This window comes from Methanohalophilus euhalobius, from assembly GCF_900215215.1.
Classification (GTDB): domain Archaea; phylum Halobacteriota; class Methanosarcinia; order Methanosarcinales; family Methanosarcinaceae; genus Methanohalophilus; species Methanohalophilus euhalobius.
Genome location: NZ_OBDR01000001.1, coordinates 47,031 through 69,817, shown reverse-complemented (window position 1 = coordinate 69,817; position 22,787 = coordinate 47,031). Strand labels below are relative to the sequence as shown.

Sequence of the window (22,787 nt, the reverse complement as noted above, 5' to 3'; positions counted from 1 at the left end):
TCAACACTGAAAGGAAAATATATATCCACAGCGAGGACAACATTATTTGGTAAAGGGGGTATTTTATGGTCGAAAATGAGCAGGAAATTCTAGACAGGGCTTACGATAAAGGTTTTGAGTACGAAAGAAAATATGGTTACTGCTCTCAAACAGTTCTTTCCGCAATTCAGGATATTTTTGGTGGAATCGATGATGAAGTGATCCAGGCGTCCCACTCCCTTGCTGGCGGAGGCTCACTGGATGGATTCATCTAAATTATCAAGGATAGTTAGAGAAGAATTCATTGATGAATATGGTAGTATCATCTGTAATGATATCCAAAAAGAAGTATTTGGGAAGTCCTACAATCTGTGGGATCCCCAAGAATTTGAAGCTTTTGAAGAAGCTGGAGGGCATGATGATAAATGCCCAAGTGTAACGGGAAATGCAGCGAAATGGACGGCAAAAGTCTTGCTGGATGAAGGCATTGAACCAACCCTGTGAAAGGATACCAATCATAGAATTCATTTTGGATTATACACATTATTGTCATCCGGTGTATAGAAAAAACTCATTTATAACTATAAAGAAAATATAAAATATACTATATTAATATTTAATTTATATTAACAGTTCTATCAGTGTTTTGACCATAAACTATATAAGTCTATTTCTCTGTATAATAAACGGGGGTATTATAATGAGTGAGAAAATTGAAAACATATTAATCGCCACTGATGGATCTGAGAATGTAAAGAATGCGGTAGATTGGGGTATAGATCTTGCAAAATCAACCGATGCAAAGGTCAAGGCCCTATTTGTCATACCGCCAGTAGGTGTTTCTGCTGCAGTTCGCGGAGAAAGCTGGGCTGAAGGAACGCGTACCCATTTAGAAAAAGAAGGCAGGGATGCCACTGACTATGTTGTTGAAGTGGGTAAAGCAGCTGGAGTCGAAGTAGAACCAGTTACCATTGAAGATTACCCTTCTGAGGGGATTGTAAACTTTGCTAAGGAAAACAATACAGATCTCATCGTAATGGGGACACTGGGTGCAACAGGTCTAACCCAGCTCTTATTGGGAAGTGTAGCAGAAAATGTCGTACGTCATGCGAAAACGTCTGTGATGGTCGTCCCATAAGACAACCAAACTATAAATAATTCAAAGATGGAACATTTCCATCTTACTATTTTTTTCATGATCAACTAAATAGACTCACCTTTTAAAGCAATATTAAAGCAAAAAACCTTAAACTATACCGGGAATAAATAAGAAAGTCCAAAACTCCTCGTTCCGCTACTTATATCCCAAAAAATCACATAGATATAGGGATGGGTAGGGTATAATGCAGGATGAAAATTGTTTTATTCACCATCAGATCACAATGAAAGGAATTTATAGCATCTGATGTAGTTTATTTCCTTGTTCATCAATATACAATAATATTATATGTAATCTTTTCAAAGTACTATTATCTTTTTATTTTTCCATTTTATTTCTATTTCAATATCTTTTTGGCCTTTTTCAATTTTGAAACCGTATTCTACGTCCATGTTGCCATCGGGTATCTCAACATATTCTTGTCCGATCTCTATTTTTCCAGCCTCAATTTGGTTCTTAAACTCATCCAAAAATCCAATAAGTTCCTGTTTATTGTATGAATAATTCTTTTCAATTTCCTTTTCTGGTTCTGTCATATTCCCACTCCAAGTTTGAAGAATCAGTATATGATATTTAACATAACCTGATATATAGTATAGTTGATAAGAAGAGTCGGGAAATTAATCCTCGCTGTTGCACTTAAAAGATAAAACCTGATATATTGAAAAATATGAGTGTTATTGGGGATGGGTGTACAAGAAAAAGGAATTACCGTCACAAGCCTCGTTAACCCCCCATCGAAGACATATATTGTATATGCATTTATCTATTGTCGATTTTAATTAAAGTCTAAACATACATAAAAATCAATTAAAATGTTATTGAAAATTTCTAATTGCATACAATATTTCTGGCCATTTTGTATATATATAAAGACCACATTTATCAATTTGGAGTGAGAGGAAAGGCAATTCTCACCACAACCAGTCGTAATAGGGATTGCGACTGAAAAGAGGAGTGGGGTATGAGTTGAGAGCATTGGGAAAAGGCCCCTTTGCTCTCAAATCCTCTTTACACTTTGACTGATAGAAGGACTTGAAATGTATTTTTATCATTGCCTTCTTTAACAATAATCCTAACATCCCTGCCCGTAAAATGGCATTTGGAAAAGTTTTGGAACTTTCAGCCAATTAATCGTTTCAGTTTTTTCAGTGAATAGGTGTTCGCAATATCATCCTTTGTAAGCCATCCTCGGCATGCTTGTCCGATACCGTATTTCATGAAATCCAGTTGTGCAGAGGAATGACTGTCGCTGCTTATGCAAAACTTGAGGTCATATTCTTTGGCCTGTAAAATCAGGTTGTCGTTAAGGTCAAGCCTTTCGGGCTGGCTGTTTATTTCCATAAGTTTACCGTTTTCTGCCGCGGTTTCGAAGATTTGGTCAAGGTCAACATCATATGCTTCCCGAATACCGATCTTGCGGCTTGTAGGATGTCCCAGCACATGCAGGAATTCATTTTGCAGGGCCGTAGTTATCCTTTCAGTCATTTTCTTTTTGGAAGACTTATAACCGGAATGAATAGATCCCACGACAATATCCATTTCCTCAAGAATGTCATCCGGACAATCCAAACTTCCATCAGAAAGGATATCCACTTCAATACCTTTCAGGATATCTATATCAAAATCCTCGCGGAGGCTATCTATTTCCTTCCACTGATCTTTTACCTTATCGGTCCCTAAACCACCGGCAATCTTGCGGGATCTGGAATGATCAGTGATACCAATATACTCATATCCCAATTTATCGGCCTGTGTGATCATAGAATTGAGGCTATCCGTACCGTCACTGTAAGAGGTATGGACATGCAGATCACCCCTGATATCTTCTAATTTCACCAGTGAAGGAAGTGTATTTTTTGCACATTCCAGCTCTCCCCTGTTTTCCCGCAGTTGTGGCGGAATGAAATTTAGACCTAATTTTCCGTAGATCCTATCTTCTTTTTTTCCTTCAATCTTTTTTTTGGAATCCTCTTTAAACAATCCATATTCAGAAAGCTTATAGCCTTTCGAGAGGGCAAGATTTCTCAGTTCGATGTTATGATCCTTTGAACCTGTAAAATACTGTAATGCTGCTCCATAACTACTTTCAGGAACCACTCTCAAATCTACATGACCGCCGTTTTGCAATATTATTGTACTGCGTGTCTTACCCCGGGATTCAACCTCGTCCACATTTTCAAAATTAACAAAGGCATCCATGACTTCTTCAGGATCCGAAGCAACAACCAGTATATCAATATCCCCGATCGTTTCCTTCATCCGCCGCAGAGATCCAGCGTAATCTATTTTTTTCAGGGTAGTGTTTTCTTCCATATAAGCTATAATTTCTTCAGCCAAATCCATTGCTTTTGGTAAAAGCATGCGTTCATGGCTTTTTTCGTATTGGGAAATTGCTTTATCCAGATTTTCTTCAGTCTTTTTTCCAAACCCTTCAAGTTTGCGGATCTCCTGATTTTTAATTGCCTCTTTCAGATCGGGTATTGATTGTATGTCAAGTTCATCCATGAGTTTTTTTGCCTTTTTAGGACCAAGCCCTCTAATCTTTATTATATTACTAGCACCCCTGGGAGTTTGCTTTTTTATCTTTCTAAATTCTTCCACAGACCCGGTCTCAATATATTCAACAATGTGGTCTGCAATACGGCTCCCAACACCGGGAATATTTTCCAATCCTTCCCTGCCCTTTTTTGAGTAGAGCCCTGAGATGTCTTCCCTCATATCCCCTATTTTTCTGGCTGCTTTGCGGTATGCACGAGGTTTCCACTCTACTTCTTTATATTCAAATATATCCGCAATCTCATAGAGCAGTTTGGCTATTTCCCGATTGATCATTTCAGATGTTTCACCTCTTCAACTGTAGTTGCATTCTCTGGGCCTTTGTCATACCTTATTCTAAGGAAACGTGGAAACCTCATGCATATCCATTCCCTGAATTTTCCTGACCTGATGTATGGGAGGGACTAGAAGTAATCTCCGAACCAATTACTTCGATGACAACAGCTGGTTCAATATATTTATCTGGTTGCATATTACTGTCTACCAAAATGTTGACAGGTTGTTTTTCAACGGCATATTTTTCTAGAAGATCGTTGATTTCCGCAAAGTCTTCATCTTTGAAACCCGTACCCACTTTAGCCAGAGTTTCATACCTTTTTTCGCTTTTATTGAGCACAGCACATAACAATGCTCCAAATGAACCTTTGCGCCTCCCTTTACCATGATAACTTCCAACAATCACCAGGTCAAAGGTTTCTCTTACGTCTTCAATATATTCCTTTTTCCACTTAACCCACAACCAACCTCTTTTTCCCGGCCTGTAAGTGGATTTAGCCTTTACTGACTTAATAATTATGCCTTCCATCCCCTTCTCCACACAAGCATCGAAAAAACGCTGTATCCGGGAGAAATCTGCACTCACAACCCGACCTGCAAGTTTTACTTTTTCTGTCTCTACGAGATTTTCTTCCAAAACTTGTCTTCTTTCAGGATAAGACCTATTCATCAGGGATTTACCATCGAGATATATAACATCAAAGAAAAAAACGGCAACAGGGATTTTTTCCACATATTCCTTGACATGATACTTTCGCCTGCGCTGCATAAGCTCCTGGAAAGGAAGGAACTCCCCTTGCCTATAGGCAACTATTTCTCCATCTAAGACAACTTTTTCAGCTTTTACACTTTCGCGAACAGCCTCAATGACATCAGGAAACTGTGCAGAAATATCAGTTAGCCGCCTTGAGAACGCCTTTATATTATCTCTGTCCACATGTACCTGAACCCTTTCTCCATCATATTTTTCCTCGGCTGCCATGGTTGCAGAGAATTTCTCATTCAGCCCCTCCATAGTATCTACCCTGCTGGCTAGCATCATTTGGACAGGCCTGCCAATCTTAATGGAAAACTTACCCAGTGAACTCATCCCGTGCTTTGCCAGAGACTCGCCAAGCTGACCGATATCAGTACATATATTGTATGTATCTTCCACTTTGGCTGTATTATTCCGGCTACCTGTAAAGGCCAGAGCCAGAGCTTCCAGAAGAAATTTCTCACCAAAACCCAGCCTCAGATTTCCCCGTGCAATACGCATAATATATCTGGATTCCAAAGGCCTGGCCTGTGACAGGACTTCTGCGAGTAGATTTATCTTTCTTTTTTGGCTACCCTTTCCCGAAACGTCCCTTATCTGCACAAAATGCTGAAAAACATACTTGAGTGTAAGTGAACTTCGCTGTCTATCATTAAGATCAGAAGCCACATCCCCCAGATCTCCTTGATTCTCAAATGCAATCTCTACTTTTTCCATATCCACATCATAGGCCTGGGAGATGGCTTGTATACCATATTTATCTCCAATTCCCAAATCAATTTTTTCAAAACGGGGACCTATTGTACCCAGTGCAAGATATGCGGTTATTTTCACCTCTGCCGGCTCAAGTCTTTGAAAATGCTCTGCCAGCAATTCAATTATTTTCTTATGAGATGTAGAATTATCTAATTTTTCATAAAGTTTCACAAGTTTCCGAAATGACTACATGCCCTCCCCACCTTAAAAGATCCTGTATAAATTTGTGTTTACTACCAGAAATAGCTTTAGATGGCCCATATAGGCGATACTTTTAACAACCATCAAAAAAGAAGAATGTATGGAAGGTATGGGGGCTGATTTGTAGCTGTGGTGAAAGAATTTGTTTCATTCTGGTTTAACCGCAGGTATAAGAAATCAGAATATCCTGTTCGCATGCCTTTCATTTAATAGGAGTGGGAAAAATGAATGGAAGTGCACCTAAATTTTTGTCAGCAAGTACAATCGAAAAAGACAAAGTAGAAGATTTAAACGGTGAAGACATTGGCCATATAGAAGAACTGATGATTGACCTTGACTTTGGTACGGTTGCCTATGCAGCCCTTTCCTTCAAAGACAAGTTATTTGCAGTTCCCTGGGAAGCATTATCTCTGAAAGAAGGAAAGCACAGGTTTGTATTTCATCACGACAGGTCTCTGCTTGAAGAATCGGAAGGATTTGATAAAGATAATTGGCCTTTGTCCAATGAGCGCAAATGGCTGACGGATGTCTATGCAAAATATGGATTTGCTCCTTACTGGGAGAAATAATCTCCCAGTTAAGTTTTATATTGGATAGTGCTTCTCACACTACACTTTGTTTTCCTATCAAAAATCCAGTGTACCAATAATACGTGCAATACTGTAATTTTGTATATCTGCATAATCTACCCTCAACTCCCATATTGATGTGGGTGGCACAGCTATTTAGGAATTTTGTGGCATAGAGGACCTGCAATAATTACAACTACAAACGTGTTGAAATAAGGATCGTACCATATGGCTAGCCTAAATTATTATTAATGATTCTCATTGACACACTCTCTATTTATGGAATGAAAAGCAATAATTTTTTAGCCTTATGATTTGCAATGTAGTTTATGATATGATAAAATAGGGAACAGTACAATCAATCCAAATAACTAGCACTTTAATTTATATCTGTACTGTGAACTTCAGATAATAGTAGAACAAATATCCATGATTATACATGTAATAGAAATTAACTTAAATTTTAATAGTAATTCGATTTGAACTGATAAATAACAGCAATAACAAAATATATGTTGTTAGTTTGCTAAATTGTTCATGAATAATATTGTTCATAATTAATAAATCCGGATTTTTTTATATAGATGCGAATCCTAGTGTATAATTAGGAAGTATCCGTGGAAAATCATGATCCAAAAAAGCAAAACCTCTGGAAAGGGCACGTTTAAAAGCCACCCAGCATGTTATCTTACAGCAAAAGCAGGAATGTTACTGGTAGCATCTATATTTTTCTGGCACATATTTACAAATACAGGTCTAAAAATGGTTCAGACCTTGGGATCTGCTGGTATCATAATCGAGCCGACCATGTTCGGTGAAATGTTCCAGTATCCGATATACGCAGCAATAGGACTCTGTGCATGGGCATTGATAATAATTGCACTGGCATCCACCCCAATAATATTCAATAGTCGGTTTTTCTCATACAGGAAAAATATTCCTACAATTCATCCAGGGAATTAAACCAATCCCGGCAATAAATATTTCTCTATTTTAATTTCAGTATTAGTTTTACCATTTTCCATTTAGAAAAACAGCTATCTCATCCTTATTCCTTCTGCTACACAGACATTGGATTTATACTATACAAACTGCCAACATAACAATTCATACACTTTCTAAATTTTGAAAGTTATAAATTGATTTTCTAAAAAATATTCATCAAGAGGTACTGTGAACGTAAATGTACCTACCCTTATCAACTTCACTGTCCAGCCAGATACTCCCACCATGCATTTCTACATATTTTTTAACAAGGGCAGGCCCAGACCGGCCTCTCTCAATGATGAACATACCATTAAAACGGTAATCAATACCTGATAAAAAAGAAAATAGACTTTTTTAGATCCAAACAATCATGCCAGAGAATTGTTCTTATCTGCTATTTCATCGTTAAGAGGATCAATTTCATCATGATATGATTCTATGTAATTAGAAACCTCTTCAGCTTCTGGATATCTGGCGATATGATATATAGCATCCCCTTCATGAACCAGCGGCAGATTTGTCTTTCCGATCACAATCCCAAAAATTGAACACATAACTTTTGTTTCAACCTCACCCAGTGGGTCACCTACATAGGCCAGTAAATCTCCTTTTTTGACCAATGTCCCCAGAGGAGATATTGAACGTAATATTCCGCTTTTAGGAGACCTGACCCATTGGGTCGATTTAGAAATCACAGTCTTGTAACCTTTCTTTTTTCTGGCCCTTGTTCTCATACCTAAATGATGCATAACTCCAAGTATACCCCTTACACCTGCTCGAATTGCGACCTCATCAAAACGAAGTGCTTCACCTGCTTCATATAATAGAAATGGTATATTTTTCTCACGAGCAGCTTCACGCAGAGAGCCGTCACGCAATTCAGTATTGATTATGACCGGTACGCCAAAAGCACGGGCTAAAGCTTCTGTTTCTGTATCATCTAACAGACATGCACGTATCTGAGGTAAATTTTCCCGGGCAACAGCTCCTGTATGAAGATCAATTATATGACTGCAATGTTCTACTACTTCGGCCATCAAGATATTTGCCAGTCTGGATGCCATTGAACCTTTTTTAGAACCCGGAAAAGAGCGGTTCAGATCTCGCCTATCAGGTAAATAACGAGACTGGGAGACAAAACCAAAAACATTTACAATTGGTATGGTTATAAGAGTGCCCTTGAGATTATTGATTGTTTTATGTGCAAGGACACGACGAATAATTTCTACACCGTTGATCTCATCCCCGTGAATAGCAGCACATACGAGTAGGCAGGGGCCAGGTTTGCGTCCATGTATAACATGAACTGGCATTGAAGCCGATGTGTGAGTATAAAAGCTGGGAATCGGTAATTCAATGGATTTCCTTGTTCCTGGCTGGATCGTATTTCCTGCTATTGTTATCGGTGGTTGCATCGATTAACCTTTCCCTTTGGTTCGTGTCTTACCAAATTTACTGTTTTTCTCAATATAATCAATTATCATACCTGCAATATCTTTGCCAGTACTGGATTCTATACCTTCCAAACCTGGACTAGAATTTACTTCCATCACCACAGGTCCATGATTGGAACGTAAAAGATCAACACCTGCAACATTAAGTCCCATTATTTTTGCAGCACGTACAGCCGTTGAACGCTCTTCAGGTGTGATTCTGATAGTAGTTGCTGTTCCTCCCCTATGTATATTTGAACGGAATTCACCTTCTGGCCCCTGTCTTTTCATGGATGCCACAACTTTACCCCCAACAACAAAACAGCGTATATCGGCTCCCTTGGATTCCTTTATGTATTCCTGCACCAGGATATTTGCATTTACACCCATAAATCCTTCAATAATACTTTCTGCAGCTTTTTGTGTTTCTGCAAGCACTACACCTATACCCTGAGTACCTTCAAGAATTTTAACAACAAGTGGAGCACCACCAACCATTTTTACCATGTCTTTTACATCATCGGGTTTGCTTGCATACACAGTCACAGGCAAACCTATACCCCTGCGGGAGAGTAACTGTAAGGAGCGTAGTTTGTCCCTGGAACGGGTAAGTGCAACTGATTCATTCAAAGGAAAAACACCCATCATCTCAAATTGTCGCAAAACTGCAGCACCATAGAATGTAACAGATGCACCTATACGGGGAATTACCGCATCAAAATCGTTCAATTCCTCGCCTTTATAGTGAATGGAAGGTTTGTGAGAAGTAATATTCATGTAAGCGCGCAGTACATCTATAACCTGAATTGTATGCCCTTTCTTTTCTGCTGCTTCAATTAAACGACGAGTTGAGTAAAGTTTCTTATTCCTTGACAATAAAGCAATCTTCATTCGTTTACCTCAGGTTTTATCCCATATAGTTCGTATAATGTTTTTGTATCCAGTTTCCCACACATAAATGATGCAGTCGGATTTACCATTGCTCTTTTCTTAAGTGCATTACGCCCCAGTAACATCTTGAAACGCATAGTATCCCGGCCCGTAAGCGTTAGTTCAATGGGATATATATAAGTGTCAAAAACAACAGGTGTTTCGATGACGTAACGCATCTCCCTATGACCTCCAGAATCGGTCACCTGACGTCTATCCTTAAGAGGTGCGTTACATTCAATATAGAAATTTAAGTTTTTTTGAATGGGATGAACCAGAAATCGAACCATATCAATATTATTCTCTCTGTAAATCTCGATATCAAACGCATGAAGTGAAGATGTTCTGGCGCCTGTATCTACTTTCGCTTTTATGGCATGCAGTCCTAATTCGGGTAGTGCAACCCACTCCCTCCATCCAAGCATCAAGCCCTGTTCTTTTTTAGTCATAAGACATCTTCACTGTGAACTTTTTTGACATATCATTCTAAGTAAAAAGGACCTATTCCTTAGCAAAGTGGTGTTTACGCAAATGATACATCTATTTTCATAACTTTAAGAAGCAAATCCAACTTAGAGTATATATATGTTTTTGCAAGATTTTTATTGACTTCAAAATATACTTAACTTAACATGGTGCCTAAATTATGCTTTATCCACAGAAATGTTCATGAATAATATTGTTCATAATTAATGGGTCCGGATTTTTTTATATAGATGCGAATCCTGATGTGTGCTATAGTAAGTACCTATGGAAAATCATGATTCGAAAAAACAAACTCTCCAAAACGGGCATTTTCAGAAGCCATCCAGCATTTTATCTTACATCAAAAGCGGGAATATTGTCAGCAGCATCTATATTCTTCTGGCAAATGTTCACACACACAGGTATCAAAATGATCCATACCCTGGAAACTGTGGATATCATAATAGATCCGGCTATGTTCGGGGACCTGTTCCAGTATCCAGTATATGCAGCAATCGGACTCTGCACATGGGCATTGATAATAATTGCACTGGCAGCCACGCCTATAATTCTTAACAGTCGGCTTTTCTCATACAGGAAAAATATTCCTGCCATTCATCCCGGAAATTAAATTAATCTCCGGGAAAATTTTGAAAATCAGATTTTTGATAAAATTTTCCATATAGCAGTGAATTCTAAACATAGATAATTTCTCGTCCTATTTCCTGCTTTTTGAAGAATACATTGTTATAATAAATTGAATGTTAACTAAACCCAACCAAAGTCCCACTAACTTCACGAGGAAGCCTATAGAACATAATTAAAATTAACTTAAGCGGTATTCAAATACCAAACTACAGAATTGGAATTGAAATAAAAATAGGGATTTGGGAAATACCCAAATCTTTTTTTTGCAAAATCAGAAGATTTAAACTACTTCACCGAATGCGAATTTACGCATTACTTTGGTGACTTTAACAGTGACTTCATCGCCGACTTCGGTGTTTGGAACAAAGATGACAAAGCCGCTAACTCTTGCAATGCCGTCTCCTTCTCTTGCGATATCTTCGATGGTCACTTCATAACTTTCGCCAGCTTCTACTGGTGCACTTGAATCCATGTTGTTAAACAAATATTACACGTCCTTTCTAATGAAGCTTAAAACAGATAATTAACTAGTTGGAAAACATAGGAAAATAGTAAATACGGTAAAAGTAAAAACGTATAAACCTAATATTTATCGCAGTAGCCTTAATCTCTTGAAAGCAATCACAATACGATGTTATGGTATATATACCTTTTGAATAGGGAGGTGTGAAAAATAAAATCTCCCTGTGGCTGGATTACTTCTTCTCTTCCGATAACAGAATTTTCACAAGGGCAGCTGCAACATCCACTGAAGCATAATCTTCTTCCAGTAAATTTTCGACCCAGTGCTCATATTTGCCAATGTGCCCATCATCGATTATCTTCTTGACGTTTTGTGACAGCATTTCAGCCCTGATATCTTCAACATCACTCTGGGAAGGAACATTTTTCCTTGTGATCTTTGCCTTTGTGTGTTTTTGTATATTTTTGATCTTACGGATGTCCTTACCGGAAGCAAAGGTTATTGCAACTCCTTCTTTGCCTGCCCTACCGGTTCTGCCTATCCTGTGGACATATGATTCCTCATCCTGAGGAATGTCATAATTGAAAACAGCCTCAATGTTCTCCACATCGATACCACGGGCAGCAACATCGGTTGCAACGAGTGTCTCAATTTCCCCTTTCCTGAAATTGGACATGACACGTTCCCTTTGTGCTTGTCTCATATCACCATGCAGTCCATCTACAAGATAACCTCGTGCTTTGAGAGTTTCAACCTGTTTATCGACATTTTTCTTGGTATTACAGAAAACAAGAGATGACTTGAAATTGTAAATATCTATCAAACGACACAAAACTTCGGTCTTTGCATTGTTTTTGACTTCGAAATAGAATTGTTCAATCTGGGGAACCGTTAATTCCTTATGAACAGTCTTTACCATCTGGGGATTTTGCTGGTATTTCTTTGTGAGTTTAATAATTGGCTGTGGCATCGTAGCAGAAAATAGAACTGTCTGCTTTTGGCTAGGCACGCGACTGAGAATAAATTCAATATCCTCCCTGAAACCCATATCAAGCATTTCATCAGCTTCATCAAGAACCAGCATTTTAACACCATCAAGTTTCAGTGTCTTCCTCTGGATATGGTCCAGAACTCTCCCGGGAGTACCAATTACAATGTGTACGCCTCTTCTCAGGGCCTTTATCTGCCTGTCTATTGGTTGACCACCGTAAACCGGTAACATTTTGGTATTCTGGTACTTGGCAAGGTTGCTCATCTCCTCAGCAACCTGATTTGCCAGTTCTCTGGTTGGACAGAGGACCACTACCTGGACCTTCTTACTTTTGACATCCAGCATTTCAAGAGCAGGTATCCCAAAGGCAGCAGTTTTACCGGTACCGGTCTGCGCCTGTCCTATTACATCCTTACCTTCCATAAGATAGGGAATAGATTGAGACTGAATAGGAGTGGGTTCCTCAAAACCCATGTCTTCAACTGCACGTTCAATATTTTTCGATAGATTCAAATCTTTAAAAGTTAATGATTCCATGGTAAAATTCCTTTTATATTCTGCTATCACAGTATCCTGAAAAATTGCCTGACACAGAATAGGTGCCTGTATAGGCATCTTTGGGGATAATGATGATTAATTAAATGTACTTGTTCTAAATGTTTCTTTAAACAAAAAGAGGCATGATCCATAACAACGGCAAGTATATAAAGGTTGTCGGTAAGCAAAGGATTTCATAAAATGGTTTTAATGAAACTGTATATATTTAGTGGTTCTTTACAACGAGCCTATACTGAAATTGCCAAATAAGCCCAATCTAAAAGCAAAAAATAGAAAAGTATATCAAAGAAAAATAATCAAATATCCGCAGACTCACTTTGCTTACTGCCTGTTTCCTGTTCTTCCACCACGTCCCTCTGCTGTGCCACTGCTTCGGCGTGTGCAACCGCGCCGCGAAGTCCTTTACGTCTTCTGTCCAGGGAGCGCAAAGATTCGCCTCTGCCGTATAGCAGGAGTACATCATTAACTTCAATACGTGTGGATGCTACAGGGGCTCCAATGTATTTACCGCCGGGTTTTTGGATACCAAGAATCAGTACTCCCTCATCCACAAGGTTCAACTCATTCAGGACTTTGCCGGCCAGCCAATCTTCAGAGCCAACTTCCAGTTCTGAAACCTGATAATCCCCACCCAGGTAAATTAGGCTTGCAGAATCCGATGTCTGGATATCAGTCCATCTGGTAAGAGAAAAAGTGATAACACGGCTGAGAAATCGATCGGCTTTTTTGCTACGGGTAATGATTAAAATCACTAGCATACCAAGTGTAATGACAACGATATAACTTAGCAGTGTATCAGACGAGGGACTCAGGAAAACAAGGACTACAGAGGCCATCAGGGTTATTATTCCGGCATTTCCCACAAGCATAAGCAACATCAGTATCCTGCGCCTTACAGGATGATTCATCATTTTTTCAGATTCCGTGGTAGTAAATCCCGCACCTGTAAGTGCAGACCTTGCCTGAAAGCGTGCGACTTCACGGGAAAGACCGGTTAGGGTTAATGCAATCGTGGCTATACGATTGATAAAAAGAGATAAAATAATTACTGCAAAAACCGTAATAAATGCCGCTATCATTTAGAAGTTTGCTCCTAGTGTCCTATTGGACCTGAAACCATTTATCATTTTCTGAGTTAATGGAATGACAAAATAAACAAAAACAATAGGAGAGGAGGAAAATTAGGCAATTCGGTGAATTGCCCTTTAATGATCAGCTGATAAGGTTGGCATAAGCGGCCAATCTGTACAGAGAAAACAATCCGAATGCCAGAATAACCATCATGAAAACCATTTCATAAATGGTCATGCTACGGTTTGCTTGTCTGGTAAGATCACTTTTCTCATGTATAGATTCATTTTGGTAAATTTCCATTTACTAACCTCCGTTTATCTATTATTCACATATATTGTGATGTTTAATCATTACAAATATCTATAATGATTTATCATTAATAAACCTTTCTGCCCACTATAAACCACACCCAAAATTTGCCGGCATCCGCAAATAAATATTGTGAAAAACTCGCATCTATGCCATTTTAATATAATCTAATCCTTCTGTACTCCATAATAGGCAATATATTATGTACAAAGCCCCATCAATTCGACAAAGGCTTAAGAAAAGACAGCAGCAAGCAAATCTTTGTGTCGAGTATGTATATCTGCAATAAATTAAAACAGTTATTCATGAAAAAATGTGGAAAATATCGGATCAATGATGCACATTGCCATTATGGAACAAATTCAATCTTTATGACAATGGCGCTACGGCCCACCACCAGAATCAGCAATAACATACAAAGGCTGCAGGAGAACATGGATCGGAACAATGTTGAAAACTGTGTTCTTTTTGCACAACCCGAACCGTCAAACACTTTCGGGCATTTCTGGAAAGGCCTGTTCTACCATCTCAAAAATAAATCCCCAGACCCTGATGAACCATACTCTGGTTGGAAGATAGATTATACCAGAGCAAACGAAGAAATATGGTCAATTGATGATGACCGGGTCGCTTTTATACCGTTTATAGCTGCAAATGATAGTGCCGAAAATATTGCAAAATATGAAGATGAAAACGAAAAACCTCCTGCAGGGATAAAGTATTATGGAATCTATGGAAATATGCCTGATGATTCAATTCTGAGTTATATGAATGAAAACTGTATGAACCTCCTTTTACACATCCCGATGGCGTGTAGTAAAGACCCTTGTAGATTACTGGATAAAGTGGAACAATACCCGGATATTAATTTTCAGCTTGCACATCTGGGGGATGGGATCCCTGAAATTATAAAAGCAGTTGATGATCTTGACAATATCTATCTGGATACTGCAATGTCAAGCCATGAAGCATACAGGTACATGTATAAAGAACATGGCACGACTACTGAGGATATAATAACCAGCCAGCCTGAAGGAAAAGTCCTTTTTGGTTCAGATGAACCCTGGGGAAACCTCCAGGAACAACTCCAAACCATACTTAAACTACAGGAAGAGGGAACTCTTTCAACAAAGGATGTTGACAGGGTACTGTACCAAAATGCAGCACATTTATGGGATTTCTGAACTGCAGGATAACTTCAAATAATAGCAATCCCAAACTGTTATCGCATTGTTTGATTTGATTATGATCTTTTTAAGGAGGATAAATATGTCAAAAAAGATGTGCTCCTGGAAAAAAGATGATATAAAGAAAATACAAAGGAATTTAAAAAAACTTATTAATAATCCTTCATATTACTGCAATAAATATGGCAGGGTTGTAAAGGATGACAAAAACCTCTGCAAGGCCAAAAAACTATAAACTGGCCTTGAAATGGTAGCATTAATCTCCCGCATTATTCTTCTCTGTACCGTTTTCTCCTACAAAAACTTCTCCAAACAGCGAATTATCATATATTCAGATATTCGATGCTTCCCTTTATGCTTGCTGAAGATTCCTTTAGTGCCTGTTTCTGCTCTTCTGTCAGTTCCAGCTCTATTATCCCTTCAATGCCATCACAACCAATTTTGGCAGGTACACCGAAATATATTCCTTTCTGGCCGTATTCCCCCTCCAGATAAGCAGAAACAGGTAAGATTCTCTTTTCATCCCTCAGGATTGATTCAACCATCTGGACTATGGCAGCAGAGGGTGCATAAAAGGCACTACCCTGTTTGAGAAGAGCAACGATTTCAGCACCACCATGAATAGTACGTTCTACAAGTCCTGCAATGACATTTTCTCCAAGCAATTCTGGCAGAGGTGTCCCGAATACTGAAGAATGTTGGGGAAGGGGAAGCATCTGGTCCCCATGACCACCTATCACCATTGCTTCAACATCTCTTTTGGAGCAGGCAAGCTCATCGGCAATAAAACTGGCAAAACGTCCTGTATCAAGTATTCCACTCATTCCAAACACACGATTTGGTTCAAAACCGGTGACTTCCAGGGCTACATAAGTCATTACATCAAGAGGATTGGTAACAGCAATAACAATAGAATTAGGTGCATATTCTTTGATGTTCTCACAAACATCTTTCATGATTTTAGTATTGATATTTATCAGATCAGCCCGGCTCATACCGGGTTTCCTTGCAGCACCGGCAGTTATGATCACTATGTTCGAACCGACGATATCCGCATAGTCATTACTACCCTTGATTTTAGTATCATATCCTACTATGGCTCCTGCCTGCATCAGGTCCAGGGCTTTTCCCTGTGGTAAACCTTCAACTATATCCACAAGGACAATGCTACCGAACTCCATTTCGGCAAGTCTCTGCACAGTAGTTGCACCAACATTCCCTGCTCCTATTACTGAGATTTTAGTCATGGCAAAAGCACCTTTGATGCGATTGTTTTAAGAGGATATCAAATTAGAATTTTTTATAATTAAACCTATTCTTTTGCTACTTAAATTGCTGTTCCATATTAGAGGCATTATTGAAAACATTGGTTTAAAATATACAGAAAATATAACTGGAGTTGATATATAGAATGTAAATTAACCAAAAACGGTGAAAAATGTGCAAGACATCCTGATTTTCACGATAACCATAGTATTAATTACAATTCTTCTCTGGAAGATTAGATTGCCACCTTTCCTTGTACTAACAGGTGCAGCCCTTTTTTATGGCATATTCAGCGGAATGCAGCAAAACGCAATCGCAATGGCAACACAGGGTGCAGGCAGGGTATTTGCACTCCTTGCAATTCCTATATTTTCAGGGTCATTAATTGCCTTGGTAATAAGACAGGAAAATTTTGCGCAGCGGATTGTCTCGGATATGCAAAAAATATCCGCACGACCCACCCTTACATCAGGAATTGCAGGTTACCTGTTATCCATCCCCCTCATGTGTTGCCTGACAGCTTATGTAGTAATGGTCCCTCTTGTTGAAAACCTGAAAGTAAACTCCGAGATCAGGAAGAAATGTTATTACGCTACTGCAATTGGAAGTACACTTTCTTTTGTCCTTCTGTACCCACTTCCTGTAATATACAGTATTACAAGAAGTCTCAATTTTAATGTTGATGCTGGCTTCAACCTGGCTGCAATCACTATATCTGTAATTCTCTTTATCTTTGGATACCTGCTTATATCAAAAAGAGGAGAACACAAAGATACATGGAAAGAAAGAGAATTGTCAGCAAATGAGTCACCTATTGGATGGGTCCCCTTAATACTGCCCATTGTTTTCCTGGCAATTGGGCATTTTTTACCGGGAGCTTCCCTGCTGGCGGATATCAATCTTGCCATTATTCTTGCAGCCAGTTTTTCCCTTTTACTGGTAAAAAAAGAAAATCTGGATATCGTTTTTGAAAAGGGCACCCGCAATGCCGGTATGATATTACTGGACCTCTGCGGTGCCGGGGCGCTTGGAGGAGTAATTGCTGCAAGTTCATTTGCAGAAAATGTCTATAATCTTATCGGACACATAATACCTGCTCTTTTCATCCCGTTTATTTTCGCCGCGATAATACAGACTGCGCAGGGCTCCAGGGCTGTCACTGCAATAATAACATCATCCATACTCGCCTACAGCCCCTATGTTTCAGATGTGGCAACCATTCCCCTGATATTGATGATTTCAGCTGGCACCATGGTGTTTTCCTACGTTACAGATCCGTTTTTCTGGCTGATCCAGAGAACCACGGGCGATGATGTGAAAACCGTAGTATCGAACTATACCATTCCACTTGCCATACTGGGGATATTACTACTCACTTCAGTCTTACTGATTGATTATTTCCTGTTCTGAAGTGACAACAAATATTAACCAATAAACAAAGACCAAAGATTATGGGTCAGAGAATAATCAGGATAATTAAAGGTGACATCACAGAACAGGAAGTTGATGCCATTGTGAATGCGGCCAACAATTCCCTGCTTGGCGGAGGAGGGGTTGATGGAGCAATACACAAAGCTGCAGGACCTAAACTGCTGGATGAATGCAGGACACTGAATGGTTGTGCAACAGGTGAAGCAAAAATCACGCATGGCTATAATCTGCCGGCAAAATGGGTCATACACACAGTGGGACCTGTATGGCACGGCGGAAACAATGAGGAGGACAGAATGCTGGCCAAATGTTACAGTAATTGCCTTAAGCTGGCGGCAGAGGAAGGGATTAAAACTATTGCTTTTCCCGCAATAAGTACAGGAGTCTACCATTTTCCTATACCCAGGGCAGCTGAAATAGCGATAAATGAAGTAATCGATTTTCTGCAAGAAACCCCGGTTTTTGATAGGATTCTATTTGTATGTTTTAATGATGAAACTTTCAGTAACTTCAACAGGCTACTTAATGAGGATAAAAAATGAGTAGAAGATAAAAATAATAGGACTTATGGCAGATTTACCTTCAATATAACTGGGGATAATGTCAGCTACAATTGAAACATCTTTAACCTCTAGGGGATTTGGAGACATTGATGATTGGATTTTCAGATAGAACAGTGGATTGGACTTTCAGATCGGAAAGTCAACATAAAGCATTATATAAAGGAAAGTTGTACAAATGACAGGGACAAGGAGCCTAACACAAGTAGCCTATTATCAAACAGAAATCCGCCAATGCCAGTCAAAATGCAATCAATAAGGAAGAAATACTCACACTCAAAGCAAATGAATCATTATTAATTGCATCTGATAGTGGCTTAAATATCCTCAGAAGGAATACTTATTATAGCTGCAAAGATGGCACATACTGCTAGACATACTATAATTACAATGAAATTGTCTTGAGACAAATATTCAGTTAGAAAGTAAACTATTATAAAAGTAAATGTACTTACAAAAATAATTGTATTCAGAGCTATTTTTCTCATATGCTTTATCACTGTTTGCCAATTCTGTAATTTCCTCTGAGAATTTACTGTCAACTTCAGCTAAAGATATGTCATCACCTTGTGCCTTGTTCAATATATCTTCCCCTTATTTTAAAAATAGTTAGAGAACGAGCAGCCAATCAAGCCACCCATAACCTTTTCCACGAAGCGTAATTTCCAGAACATACACATTCAGTATTTAGCTAATTATCTTGCGTTTATTGTGCAGTTTCAGTTCCTCTGTAATTCGATGATGGTTGCTTGTTGTGATGTTTCTCTGTCCGTTTTGTACATTTTCACTCAGAGATGCTTGTGTGACTATCATATCTGGTTCGACATTAGGTGCGAGTGGGAGAGATTTATCTGGGTTTCAGATGCAACATAGAAAGAGTGAATCTAGAGGCACATGTGTGGATCGAATCCATGATAGGTTAACATTGAGTGCATCAAGAGCAGACTCTGGTTTTAATTAAGCACCTGCTGGTATACCTCTCCAGTCTTCTTTGCTATATTTTGCCAGTCAAAGTATGATATAACCTTCTCACGCCCTCTTTTCCCCATCAGGCACCTCTTTTCTGGATCATGATATAATCTATCAATCGCTTCTGCGATACTTGCACAGCTTTCCGGCTCTACCAGAACCCCGGTCCGGTTGTGGTCAATGATGTCTGGTATCCCTCCGACTCGTGTCCCAATGCACGCGGTTTCACATGCCATGGCTTCAATGAGCACAATACCGAAAGGCTCGTAGATGCTTGGCAGCACGAACACATCGGAGAGAGAGTATAATTTAATGAGTTCATGCTTGTCCACATGCGGAAGGCAGAGGATATGCTTGTCATGATATATATCCGGCTGGCCGACCATTACCAGCATTATTTCTGGAATATCTTTCTGGAGCCTTCGCACGGCATCAACCAAATACATCACGCCCTTTTGTGAGTCATTCCTTCCAACAAACAGCACAACGAATCGGTTATCAAGTTTGTATTTTCTTTTGATGTCATCCGCATTCTGGTGTTTGAATGTCTCACTATCCACCCCGTTTGGAATAATTGTAATCTTATCATGTTCGATTCCAAATGTTTGCTCCAGTTCTTCTTGTATGGACTTTGATACTGCAATGAACCTGTCCACCATGCCCACCACATTTGACTCCATCATAACACTCAGCCCGTCTGGCTTCGTTCTGTTGATATCTATACTGTGAGCTGTCATCACCAGTGGCAGCTGGGTGCTCTCCTTTGATAATGTAGTAGCTAACTGGATCAACCCACCATGCGAATGTAACAGATCCAGACTGCCACCTGAAAACTGTTTCTTCACCATCGCAGCCACATTGATGTTGGTCTGTATCTTTTTATATGCTGCACTGAAATTATTAGATGCCTGATAATGAAGTTCTGTTGGTCCGTGTACCCATAAATTTCTGATCAACTGTTCGTTCGATTCCTGTACATTGGATGTAAACACATGTACCTGATTATTTCCGATTGCAAGACTTCTGGTTACCTCACCTACATGGATACCCACTCCACCATAAAAATTTGGTGGATATTCATAAGAAAGGATACCTATGTTGACACCAGAGTCGGGTTTCCTTAGACTGAAAACCGTAATTATGCCCCCACACTTCATTCCGTTATAATATCACAGCCAATTGGATATTGTTGACCCTTTAAATTAGAATCCCGATAATTTAATGGCGCCATTTCTCGTTTCCCATCAAGCAGGAAACTACTTTAGCTCATGATGTACATTTATACGTGAGAATATGTATTAAAGGTGATGCTAAAATGCCTAAACCACTCGTTGTTGGAAACGGATCACTGCTGGTGAACCTGGATATAAATGCAAGCATCCGGGACATGTACTTTCCCCATATAGGATATGAGAACCATGTGAATGGTCGACATTGTAGAGTAGGGGTAGAAGTGGATGGGAAAAATCTTGGTATGGTTTCTCTGATAGGGGATGATTGGAGCCACAAACTTGGTTACCAGAAAGATCGGTTGGTAACTGATACCTACTATCGCAATGATCGTCTTGAAGTTGAGTTGAGGTTCAACGAATGTGTACACCCTCATGAGAATATATTTATTCGAAATATAGCAATAACCAATACAGACGCCATAGATGTAGACATGAAGCTACTTTTCAGCCATGATATTTCCCTTTACGAGAATCCGAATGGTGATACGGCTATCTTTGACCCTGCATTGCAATCCATAATACATTATAAGGACTCGCGCTACTTCCTTATTAGTGGTTCACCATACTTTGACCAGTATGAAGTACGTCCAAAAGGGACAGATGAATCTGGTGCTATCAAGTCTGGAGAGCTTAACATGAACTCCATTCAGGTAGGGGCAGTGAAGAGTTTCATCCGTTTTTCCCGGCATCTGGCCGCGGGGGAAACAAAAATAATATATTACTGGATTGCAGCAGGAAAAACTTTCTTTGAAGTCAAGCGGCTCAATGAACTTGTCCTGAATACAACGCCTGAAAAGATGATAAGTGAAGCAGGGCAGTACTATTATTCATGGGTGAACAAAGAAAAGTACGATATGTTTGATCTTCCACCAAAAGTAGTAGATTTATTCAAACACAGTCTGCTTATTATAAAGTCGCAAATTGATTACGATGGCGCGATCATAGCTGCCAATGACAGTGATATTCTTGAAAGGTTCAACATGGATTCATACAGTTACATGTGGCCGCGAGACAGTGCATTTGTCGCTATGGCGCTGGACATAACGCGCTACTCCGGGACTGTGCAAAAATTCTTTAAATACTGCCGGGGACTGCTCCATGATCACGGATATTTCCTGCAAAAATACAATCCTACGGGTACTCTTGCAAGTGGTTGGATGCCTTGGATAACACCTGATGGGCATATCCAACTTCCGATACAGGAAGATAGCACAGCACTTATTATCGTGGCTTTGTGGAATCATTATAAAATGACAAGATCTATCGAGAATATCGATTCGGTCTATCACTCAATGATAATACCAGCTGCCGAGTTCATGACCAAGTACAGGTATTCTTCTACAGGACTCCCAAAACCCAGTTATAATCTGTGGGAGGAGAAAAGAGCGGTCCACAGTTATACATGTTCGACAGTTTATGCGGGACTCATATGTGCTGCCAAGTTTGCAGCAATGTATGGAGACAATAACCTCGCAGAGAGCTACAACACGGCTGCCATGGAAATAAAACGGGGGATCGAGAATCACCTGTATGATAAGGAACTGGGAAGGTTCCTGCGAAGCATCAACCCTAGGGATGTGACCGTAGATGCCAGTCTCTACGCCGTATCCCAGTTTGGGGTGCTCCCCCCGGACGATGCCAGGGTGGTTAGCACTATGAAAAGTATAGAAAGCATACTCTCGGTGAAGACTGAGGTAGGAGGCATCGCTCGCTTCTATAAGGATAAATATCAGGAAGTTGCGCAATACGATCCAGAGATAATACCAGGTAATCCTTGGTTCATATGTACCTTATGGGTAGCACAATGGCATATACAGGTGGCAAAGAGCATCAACGACCTGCAAAACACAAGGGAGATAATACTGTGGGTCACAGATAGAGCCACAGATACCGGTCTGCTGGCAGAGCAGCTGAATCCGTTTGATGGGAGTCCTTTAAGTGTGAGTCCTCTAACCTGGGCACATGCCACATTTGTACTAACTGTCATGGCCTTTGTCAAAAAAGCAAGATCACTGGAGTAACGATAGA

26 protein-coding genes are annotated in these 22,787 nt (G+C 39.5%); 12 read left to right on the top strand and 14 right to left on the bottom strand.

Annotated features, from left to right (window positions below):
• The first annotated feature begins 65 nt into the window (after window positions 1-65).
• From CP947_RS10615 to CP947_RS00360, 3 genes are all read left to right on the top strand, one after another.
• Window positions 66-254, top strand: coding sequence for a hypothetical protein (locus CP947_RS10615; protein WP_206631055.1), 189 nt, complete (start codon window positions 66-68; stop codon window positions 252-254).
• On the top strand, window positions 241-483 hold the full coding sequence (locus CP947_RS10610) for a C-GCAxxG-C-C family protein (protein WP_206631056.1): 243 nt from the start codon (window positions 241-243) through the stop codon (window positions 481-483). Before CP947_RS10615 ends, CP947_RS10610 begins: the two co-directional genes overlap by 14 nt.
• Before the next feature lie 196 nt (window positions 484-679).
• On the top strand, window positions 680-1,117 hold the full coding sequence (locus CP947_RS00360) for a universal stress protein (protein WP_096711300.1): 438 nt from the start codon (window positions 680-682) through the stop codon (window positions 1,115-1,117).
• Between the two features lie 320 nt (window positions 1,118-1,437).
• On the opposite strand, the gene CP947_RS00355 is transcribed toward CP947_RS00360, so the two are convergent.
• The 3 genes from CP947_RS00355 to CP947_RS00345 form a co-directional block, all read right to left on the bottom strand.
• Window positions 1,438-1,674 carry an amphi-Trp domain-containing protein gene (locus CP947_RS00355; RefSeq protein WP_096711299.1) on the bottom strand — a complete coding sequence of 79 codons (237 nt, stop codon included), beginning with the start codon at window positions 1,672-1,674 and terminating at the stop codon, window positions 1,438-1,440.
• A 586-nt stretch (window positions 1,675-2,260) separates the two neighbouring features.
• A complete protein-coding gene (gene polX / locus CP947_RS00350) occupies window positions 2,261-3,973 on the bottom strand; it encodes a DNA polymerase/3'-5' exonuclease PolX (RefSeq protein ID WP_096711298.1) in 1,713 nt (570 codons plus the stop codon).
• Between the two features lie 79 nt (window positions 3,974-4,052).
• Window positions 4,053-5,657: an ATP-dependent DNA ligase gene (locus CP947_RS00345; protein WP_241646005.1), complete on the bottom strand. Its 1,605-nt coding sequence runs from the start codon at window positions 5,655-5,657 to the stop codon at window positions 4,053-4,055.
• Window positions 5,658-5,911: 254 nt separating this feature from the next.
• Here CP947_RS00345 and CP947_RS00340 point away from each other — a divergent pair, with 254 nt between their 5' ends.
• The 3 genes from CP947_RS00340 (at window position 5,912) to CP947_RS10425 (ending at window position 7,576) form a co-directional block, all read left to right on the top strand.
• Window positions 5,912-6,256, top strand: coding sequence for a PRC-barrel domain-containing protein (locus tag CP947_RS00340; protein WP_096711297.1), 345 nt, complete (start codon window positions 5,912-5,914; stop codon window positions 6,254-6,256).
• A gap of 627 nt (window positions 6,257-6,883) precedes the next feature.
• Entirely contained in the window at window positions 6,884-7,219 is a 336-nt protein-coding gene (locus CP947_RS00335) for a hypothetical protein (protein WP_096711296.1), read from the top strand.
• A 210-nt stretch (window positions 7,220-7,429) separates the two neighbouring features.
• Window positions 7,430-7,576: a hypothetical protein gene (locus CP947_RS10425; RefSeq protein ID WP_164909061.1), complete on the top strand. Its 147-nt coding sequence runs from the start codon at window positions 7,430-7,432 to the stop codon at window positions 7,574-7,576.
• Window positions 7,577-7,611: 35 nt separating this feature from the next.
• Here CP947_RS10425 and CP947_RS00330 read toward each other — a convergent pair whose 3' ends face one another.
• From CP947_RS00330 to CP947_RS00320, 3 genes are read right to left on the bottom strand one after another with little or no spacing between them, the layout of a single operon-like run.
• The gene (locus CP947_RS00330) at window positions 7,612-8,658 is read right to left on the bottom strand and encodes a succinylglutamate desuccinylase/aspartoacylase family protein (protein ID WP_096711295.1); all 1,047 of its coding nucleotides are present in this window, start codon (window positions 8,656-8,658) and stop codon (window positions 7,612-7,614) included.
• Window positions 8,659-8,661: 3 nt separating this feature from the next.
• The gene (rimK, locus tag CP947_RS00325; RefSeq protein WP_096711294.1) at window positions 8,662-9,567 is read right to left on the bottom strand and encodes a 30S ribosomal protein S6--L-glutamate ligase; all 906 of its coding nucleotides are present in this window, start codon (window positions 9,565-9,567) and stop codon (window positions 8,662-8,664) included.
• Window positions 9,564-10,055 carry an ATP-dependent zinc protease family protein gene (locus CP947_RS00320; protein ID WP_096711293.1) on the bottom strand — a complete coding sequence of 164 codons (492 nt, stop codon included), beginning with the start codon at window positions 10,053-10,055 and terminating at the stop codon, window positions 9,564-9,566. Before CP947_RS00320 ends, rimK begins: the two co-directional genes overlap by 4 nt.
• A 311-nt stretch (window positions 10,056-10,366) precedes the next feature.
• Between CP947_RS00320 and CP947_RS00315 the strand changes: the two genes are divergently transcribed.
• On the top strand, window positions 10,367-10,702 hold the full coding sequence (locus CP947_RS00315; RefSeq protein WP_096711292.1) for a hypothetical protein: 336 nt from the start codon (window positions 10,367-10,369) through the stop codon (window positions 10,700-10,702).
• 297 nt (window positions 10,703-10,999) lie between these two features.
• Here CP947_RS00315 and CP947_RS00310 read toward each other — a convergent pair whose 3' ends face one another.
• The 4 genes from CP947_RS00310 to CP947_RS10420 all read right to left on the bottom strand — a co-directional run bounded on the left by CP947_RS00310 (window position 11,000) and on the right by CP947_RS10420 (window position 14,105).
• Window positions 11,000-11,191 carry a TRAM domain-containing protein gene (locus CP947_RS00310; RefSeq protein ID WP_013037550.1) on the bottom strand — a complete coding sequence of 64 codons (192 nt, stop codon included), beginning with the start codon at window positions 11,189-11,191 and terminating at the stop codon, window positions 11,000-11,002.
• A gap of 223 nt (window positions 11,192-11,414) precedes the next feature.
• Window positions 11,415-12,710, bottom strand: a complete 1,296-nt coding sequence (locus tag CP947_RS00305) for a DEAD/DEAH box helicase (protein ID WP_096711606.1) — start codon at window positions 12,708-12,710, stop codon at window positions 11,415-11,417.
• Window positions 12,711-13,027: 317 nt separating this feature from the next.
• The gene (locus CP947_RS00300) at window positions 13,028-13,810 is read right to left on the bottom strand and encodes a TrkA C-terminal domain-containing protein (protein ID WP_096711291.1); all 783 of its coding nucleotides are present in this window, start codon (window positions 13,808-13,810) and stop codon (window positions 13,028-13,030) included.
• A 133-nt stretch (window positions 13,811-13,943) separates the two neighbouring features.
• Window positions 13,944-14,105 carry a hypothetical protein gene (locus CP947_RS10420; RefSeq protein ID WP_164909062.1) on the bottom strand — a complete coding sequence of 54 codons (162 nt, stop codon included), beginning with the start codon at window positions 14,103-14,105 and terminating at the stop codon, window positions 13,944-13,946.
• Window positions 14,106-14,548: 443 nt separating this feature from the next.
• Here CP947_RS10420 and CP947_RS00295 point away from each other — a divergent pair, with 443 nt between their 5' ends.
• Together CP947_RS00295 and CP947_RS10415 are read left to right on the top strand one after the other, a co-directional pair.
• Complete coding sequence (locus CP947_RS00295; protein ID WP_165868944.1) at window positions 14,549-15,298, top strand: amidohydrolase family protein; 750 nt, start codon at window positions 14,549-14,551, stop codon at window positions 15,296-15,298.
• Window positions 15,299-15,383: 85 nt separating this feature from the next.
• Window positions 15,384-15,536, top strand: coding sequence for a hypothetical protein (locus tag CP947_RS10415; RefSeq protein WP_164909064.1), 153 nt, complete (start codon window positions 15,384-15,386; stop codon window positions 15,534-15,536).
• Between the two features lie 88 nt (window positions 15,537-15,624).
• Here the strand turns inward: CP947_RS10415 and mdh are convergent, their stop codons facing one another.
• Entirely contained in the window at window positions 15,625-16,548 is a 924-nt protein-coding gene (gene mdh / locus CP947_RS00290; RefSeq protein WP_096711289.1) for a malate dehydrogenase, read from the bottom strand.
• A gap of 184 nt (window positions 16,549-16,732) precedes the next feature.
• On the opposite strand from mdh, the gene CP947_RS00285 reads away from it, so the two are divergent.
• Together CP947_RS00285 and CP947_RS00280 are read left to right on the top strand one after the other, a co-directional pair.
• Window positions 16,733-17,977, top strand: coding sequence for a GntP family permease (locus tag CP947_RS00285; RefSeq protein ID WP_096711288.1), 1,245 nt, complete (start codon window positions 16,733-16,735; stop codon window positions 17,975-17,977).
• Between the two features lie 41 nt (window positions 17,978-18,018).
• On the top strand, window positions 18,019-18,540 hold the full coding sequence (locus CP947_RS00280; RefSeq protein ID WP_096711287.1) for an O-acetyl-ADP-ribose deacetylase: 522 nt from the start codon (window positions 18,019-18,021) through the stop codon (window positions 18,538-18,540).
• Between the two features lie 335 nt (window positions 18,541-18,875).
• On the opposite strand, the gene CP947_RS10980 is transcribed toward CP947_RS00280, so the two are convergent.
• The 3 genes from CP947_RS10980 to CP947_RS00275 form a co-directional block, all read right to left on the bottom strand.
• On the bottom strand, window positions 18,876-19,046 hold the full coding sequence (locus CP947_RS10980; RefSeq protein WP_363093901.1) for a hypothetical protein: 171 nt from the start codon (window positions 19,044-19,046) through the stop codon (window positions 18,876-18,878).
• Window positions 18,973-19,140 carry a hypothetical protein gene (locus CP947_RS10640; protein ID WP_241646007.1) on the bottom strand — a complete coding sequence of 56 codons (168 nt, stop codon included), beginning with the start codon at window positions 19,138-19,140 and terminating at the stop codon, window positions 18,973-18,975. The genes CP947_RS10980 and CP947_RS10640 overlap by 74 nt, the downstream gene beginning before the upstream one ends.
• Window positions 19,141-19,511: 371 nt before the next feature.
• Window positions 19,512-20,684 (bottom strand): glycosyltransferase family 4 protein, encoded by a 1,173-nt coding sequence (locus CP947_RS00275; RefSeq protein WP_096711286.1) that lies wholly within the window; start codon window positions 20,682-20,684, stop codon window positions 19,512-19,514.
• A gap of 158 nt (window positions 20,685-20,842) precedes the next feature.
• On the opposite strand from CP947_RS00275, the gene CP947_RS00270 reads away from it, so the two are divergent.
• Entirely contained in the window at window positions 20,843-22,780 is a 1,938-nt protein-coding gene (locus CP947_RS00270; protein ID WP_096711285.1) for a glycoside hydrolase family 15 protein, read from the top strand.
• Window positions 22,781-22,787: the final 7 nt, after the last annotated feature.

Bases quoted from the DNA above. Each gene is read 5' to 3' on its own strand.
- CP947_RS10615 (WP_206631055.1), top strand. From the start codon at position 66: ATGGTCGAAAATGAGCAGGAAATTCTAGACAGGGCTTACGATAAAGGT.
- CP947_RS10610 (WP_206631056.1), top strand. From the start codon at position 241: ATGGATTCATCTAAATTATCAAGGATAGTTAGAGAAGAATTCATTGAT.
- CP947_RS00360 (WP_096711300.1), top strand. From the start codon at position 680: ATGAGTGAGAAAATTGAAAACATATTAATCGCCACTGATGGATCTGAG.
- CP947_RS00355 (WP_096711299.1), bottom strand. From the start codon at position 1,674: ATGACAGAACCAGAAAAGGAAATTGAAAAGAATTATTCATACAATAAA.
- polX (WP_096711298.1), bottom strand. From the start codon at position 3,973: ATGATCAATCGGGAAATAGCCAAACTGCTCTATGAGATTGCGGATATA.
- CP947_RS00340 (WP_096711297.1), top strand. From the start codon at position 5,912: ATGAATGGAAGTGCACCTAAATTTTTGTCAGCAAGTACAATCGAAAAA.
- CP947_RS00335 (WP_096711296.1), top strand. From the start codon at position 6,884: ATGATCCAAAAAAGCAAAACCTCTGGAAAGGGCACGTTTAAAAGCCAC.
- CP947_RS00330 (WP_096711295.1), bottom strand. From the start codon at position 8,658: ATGCAACCACCGATAACAATAGCAGGAAATACGATCCAGCCAGGAACA.
- rimK (WP_096711294.1), bottom strand. From the start codon at position 9,567: ATGAAGATTGCTTTATTGTCAAGGAATAAGAAACTTTACTCAACTCGT.
- CP947_RS00320 (WP_096711293.1), bottom strand. From the start codon at position 10,055: ATGACTAAAAAAGAACAGGGCTTGATGCTTGGATGGAGGGAGTGGGTT.
- CP947_RS00315 (WP_096711292.1), top strand. From the start codon at position 10,367: ATGATTCGAAAAAACAAACTCTCCAAAACGGGCATTTTCAGAAGCCAT.
- CP947_RS00310 (WP_013037550.1), bottom strand. From the start codon at position 11,191: ATGGATTCAAGTGCACCAGTAGAAGCTGGCGAAAGTTATGAAGTGACC.
- CP947_RS00305 (WP_096711606.1), bottom strand. From the start codon at position 12,710: ATGGAATCATTAACTTTTAAAGATTTGAATCTATCGAAAAATATTGAA.
- CP947_RS00300 (WP_096711291.1), bottom strand. From the start codon at position 13,810: ATGATAGCGGCATTTATTACGGTTTTTGCAGTAATTATTTTATCTCTT.
- CP947_RS10420 (WP_164909062.1), bottom strand. From the start codon at position 14,105: ATGGAAATTTACCAAAATGAATCTATACATGAGAAAAGTGATCTTACC.
- CP947_RS00295 (WP_165868944.1), top strand. From the start codon at position 14,549: ATGGATCGGAACAATGTTGAAAACTGTGTTCTTTTTGCACAACCCGAA.
- CP947_RS10415 (WP_164909064.1), top strand. From the start codon at position 15,384: ATGTCAAAAAAGATGTGCTCCTGGAAAAAAGATGATATAAAGAAAATA.
- mdh (WP_096711289.1), bottom strand. From the start codon at position 16,548: ATGACTAAAATCTCAGTAATAGGAGCAGGGAATGTTGGTGCAACTACT.
- CP947_RS00280 (WP_096711287.1), top strand. From the start codon at position 18,019: ATGGGTCAGAGAATAATCAGGATAATTAAAGGTGACATCACAGAACAG.
- CP947_RS10980 (WP_363093901.1), bottom strand. From the start codon at position 19,046: ATGAGAAAAATAGCTCTGAATACAATTATTTTTGTAAGTACATTTACT.
- CP947_RS00275 (WP_096711286.1), bottom strand. From the start codon at position 20,684: ATGAAGTGTGGGGGCATAATTACGGTTTTCAGTCTAAGGAAACCCGAC.
- CP947_RS00270 (WP_096711285.1), top strand. From the start codon at position 20,843: ATGCCTAAACCACTCGTTGTTGGAAACGGATCACTGCTGGTGAACCTG.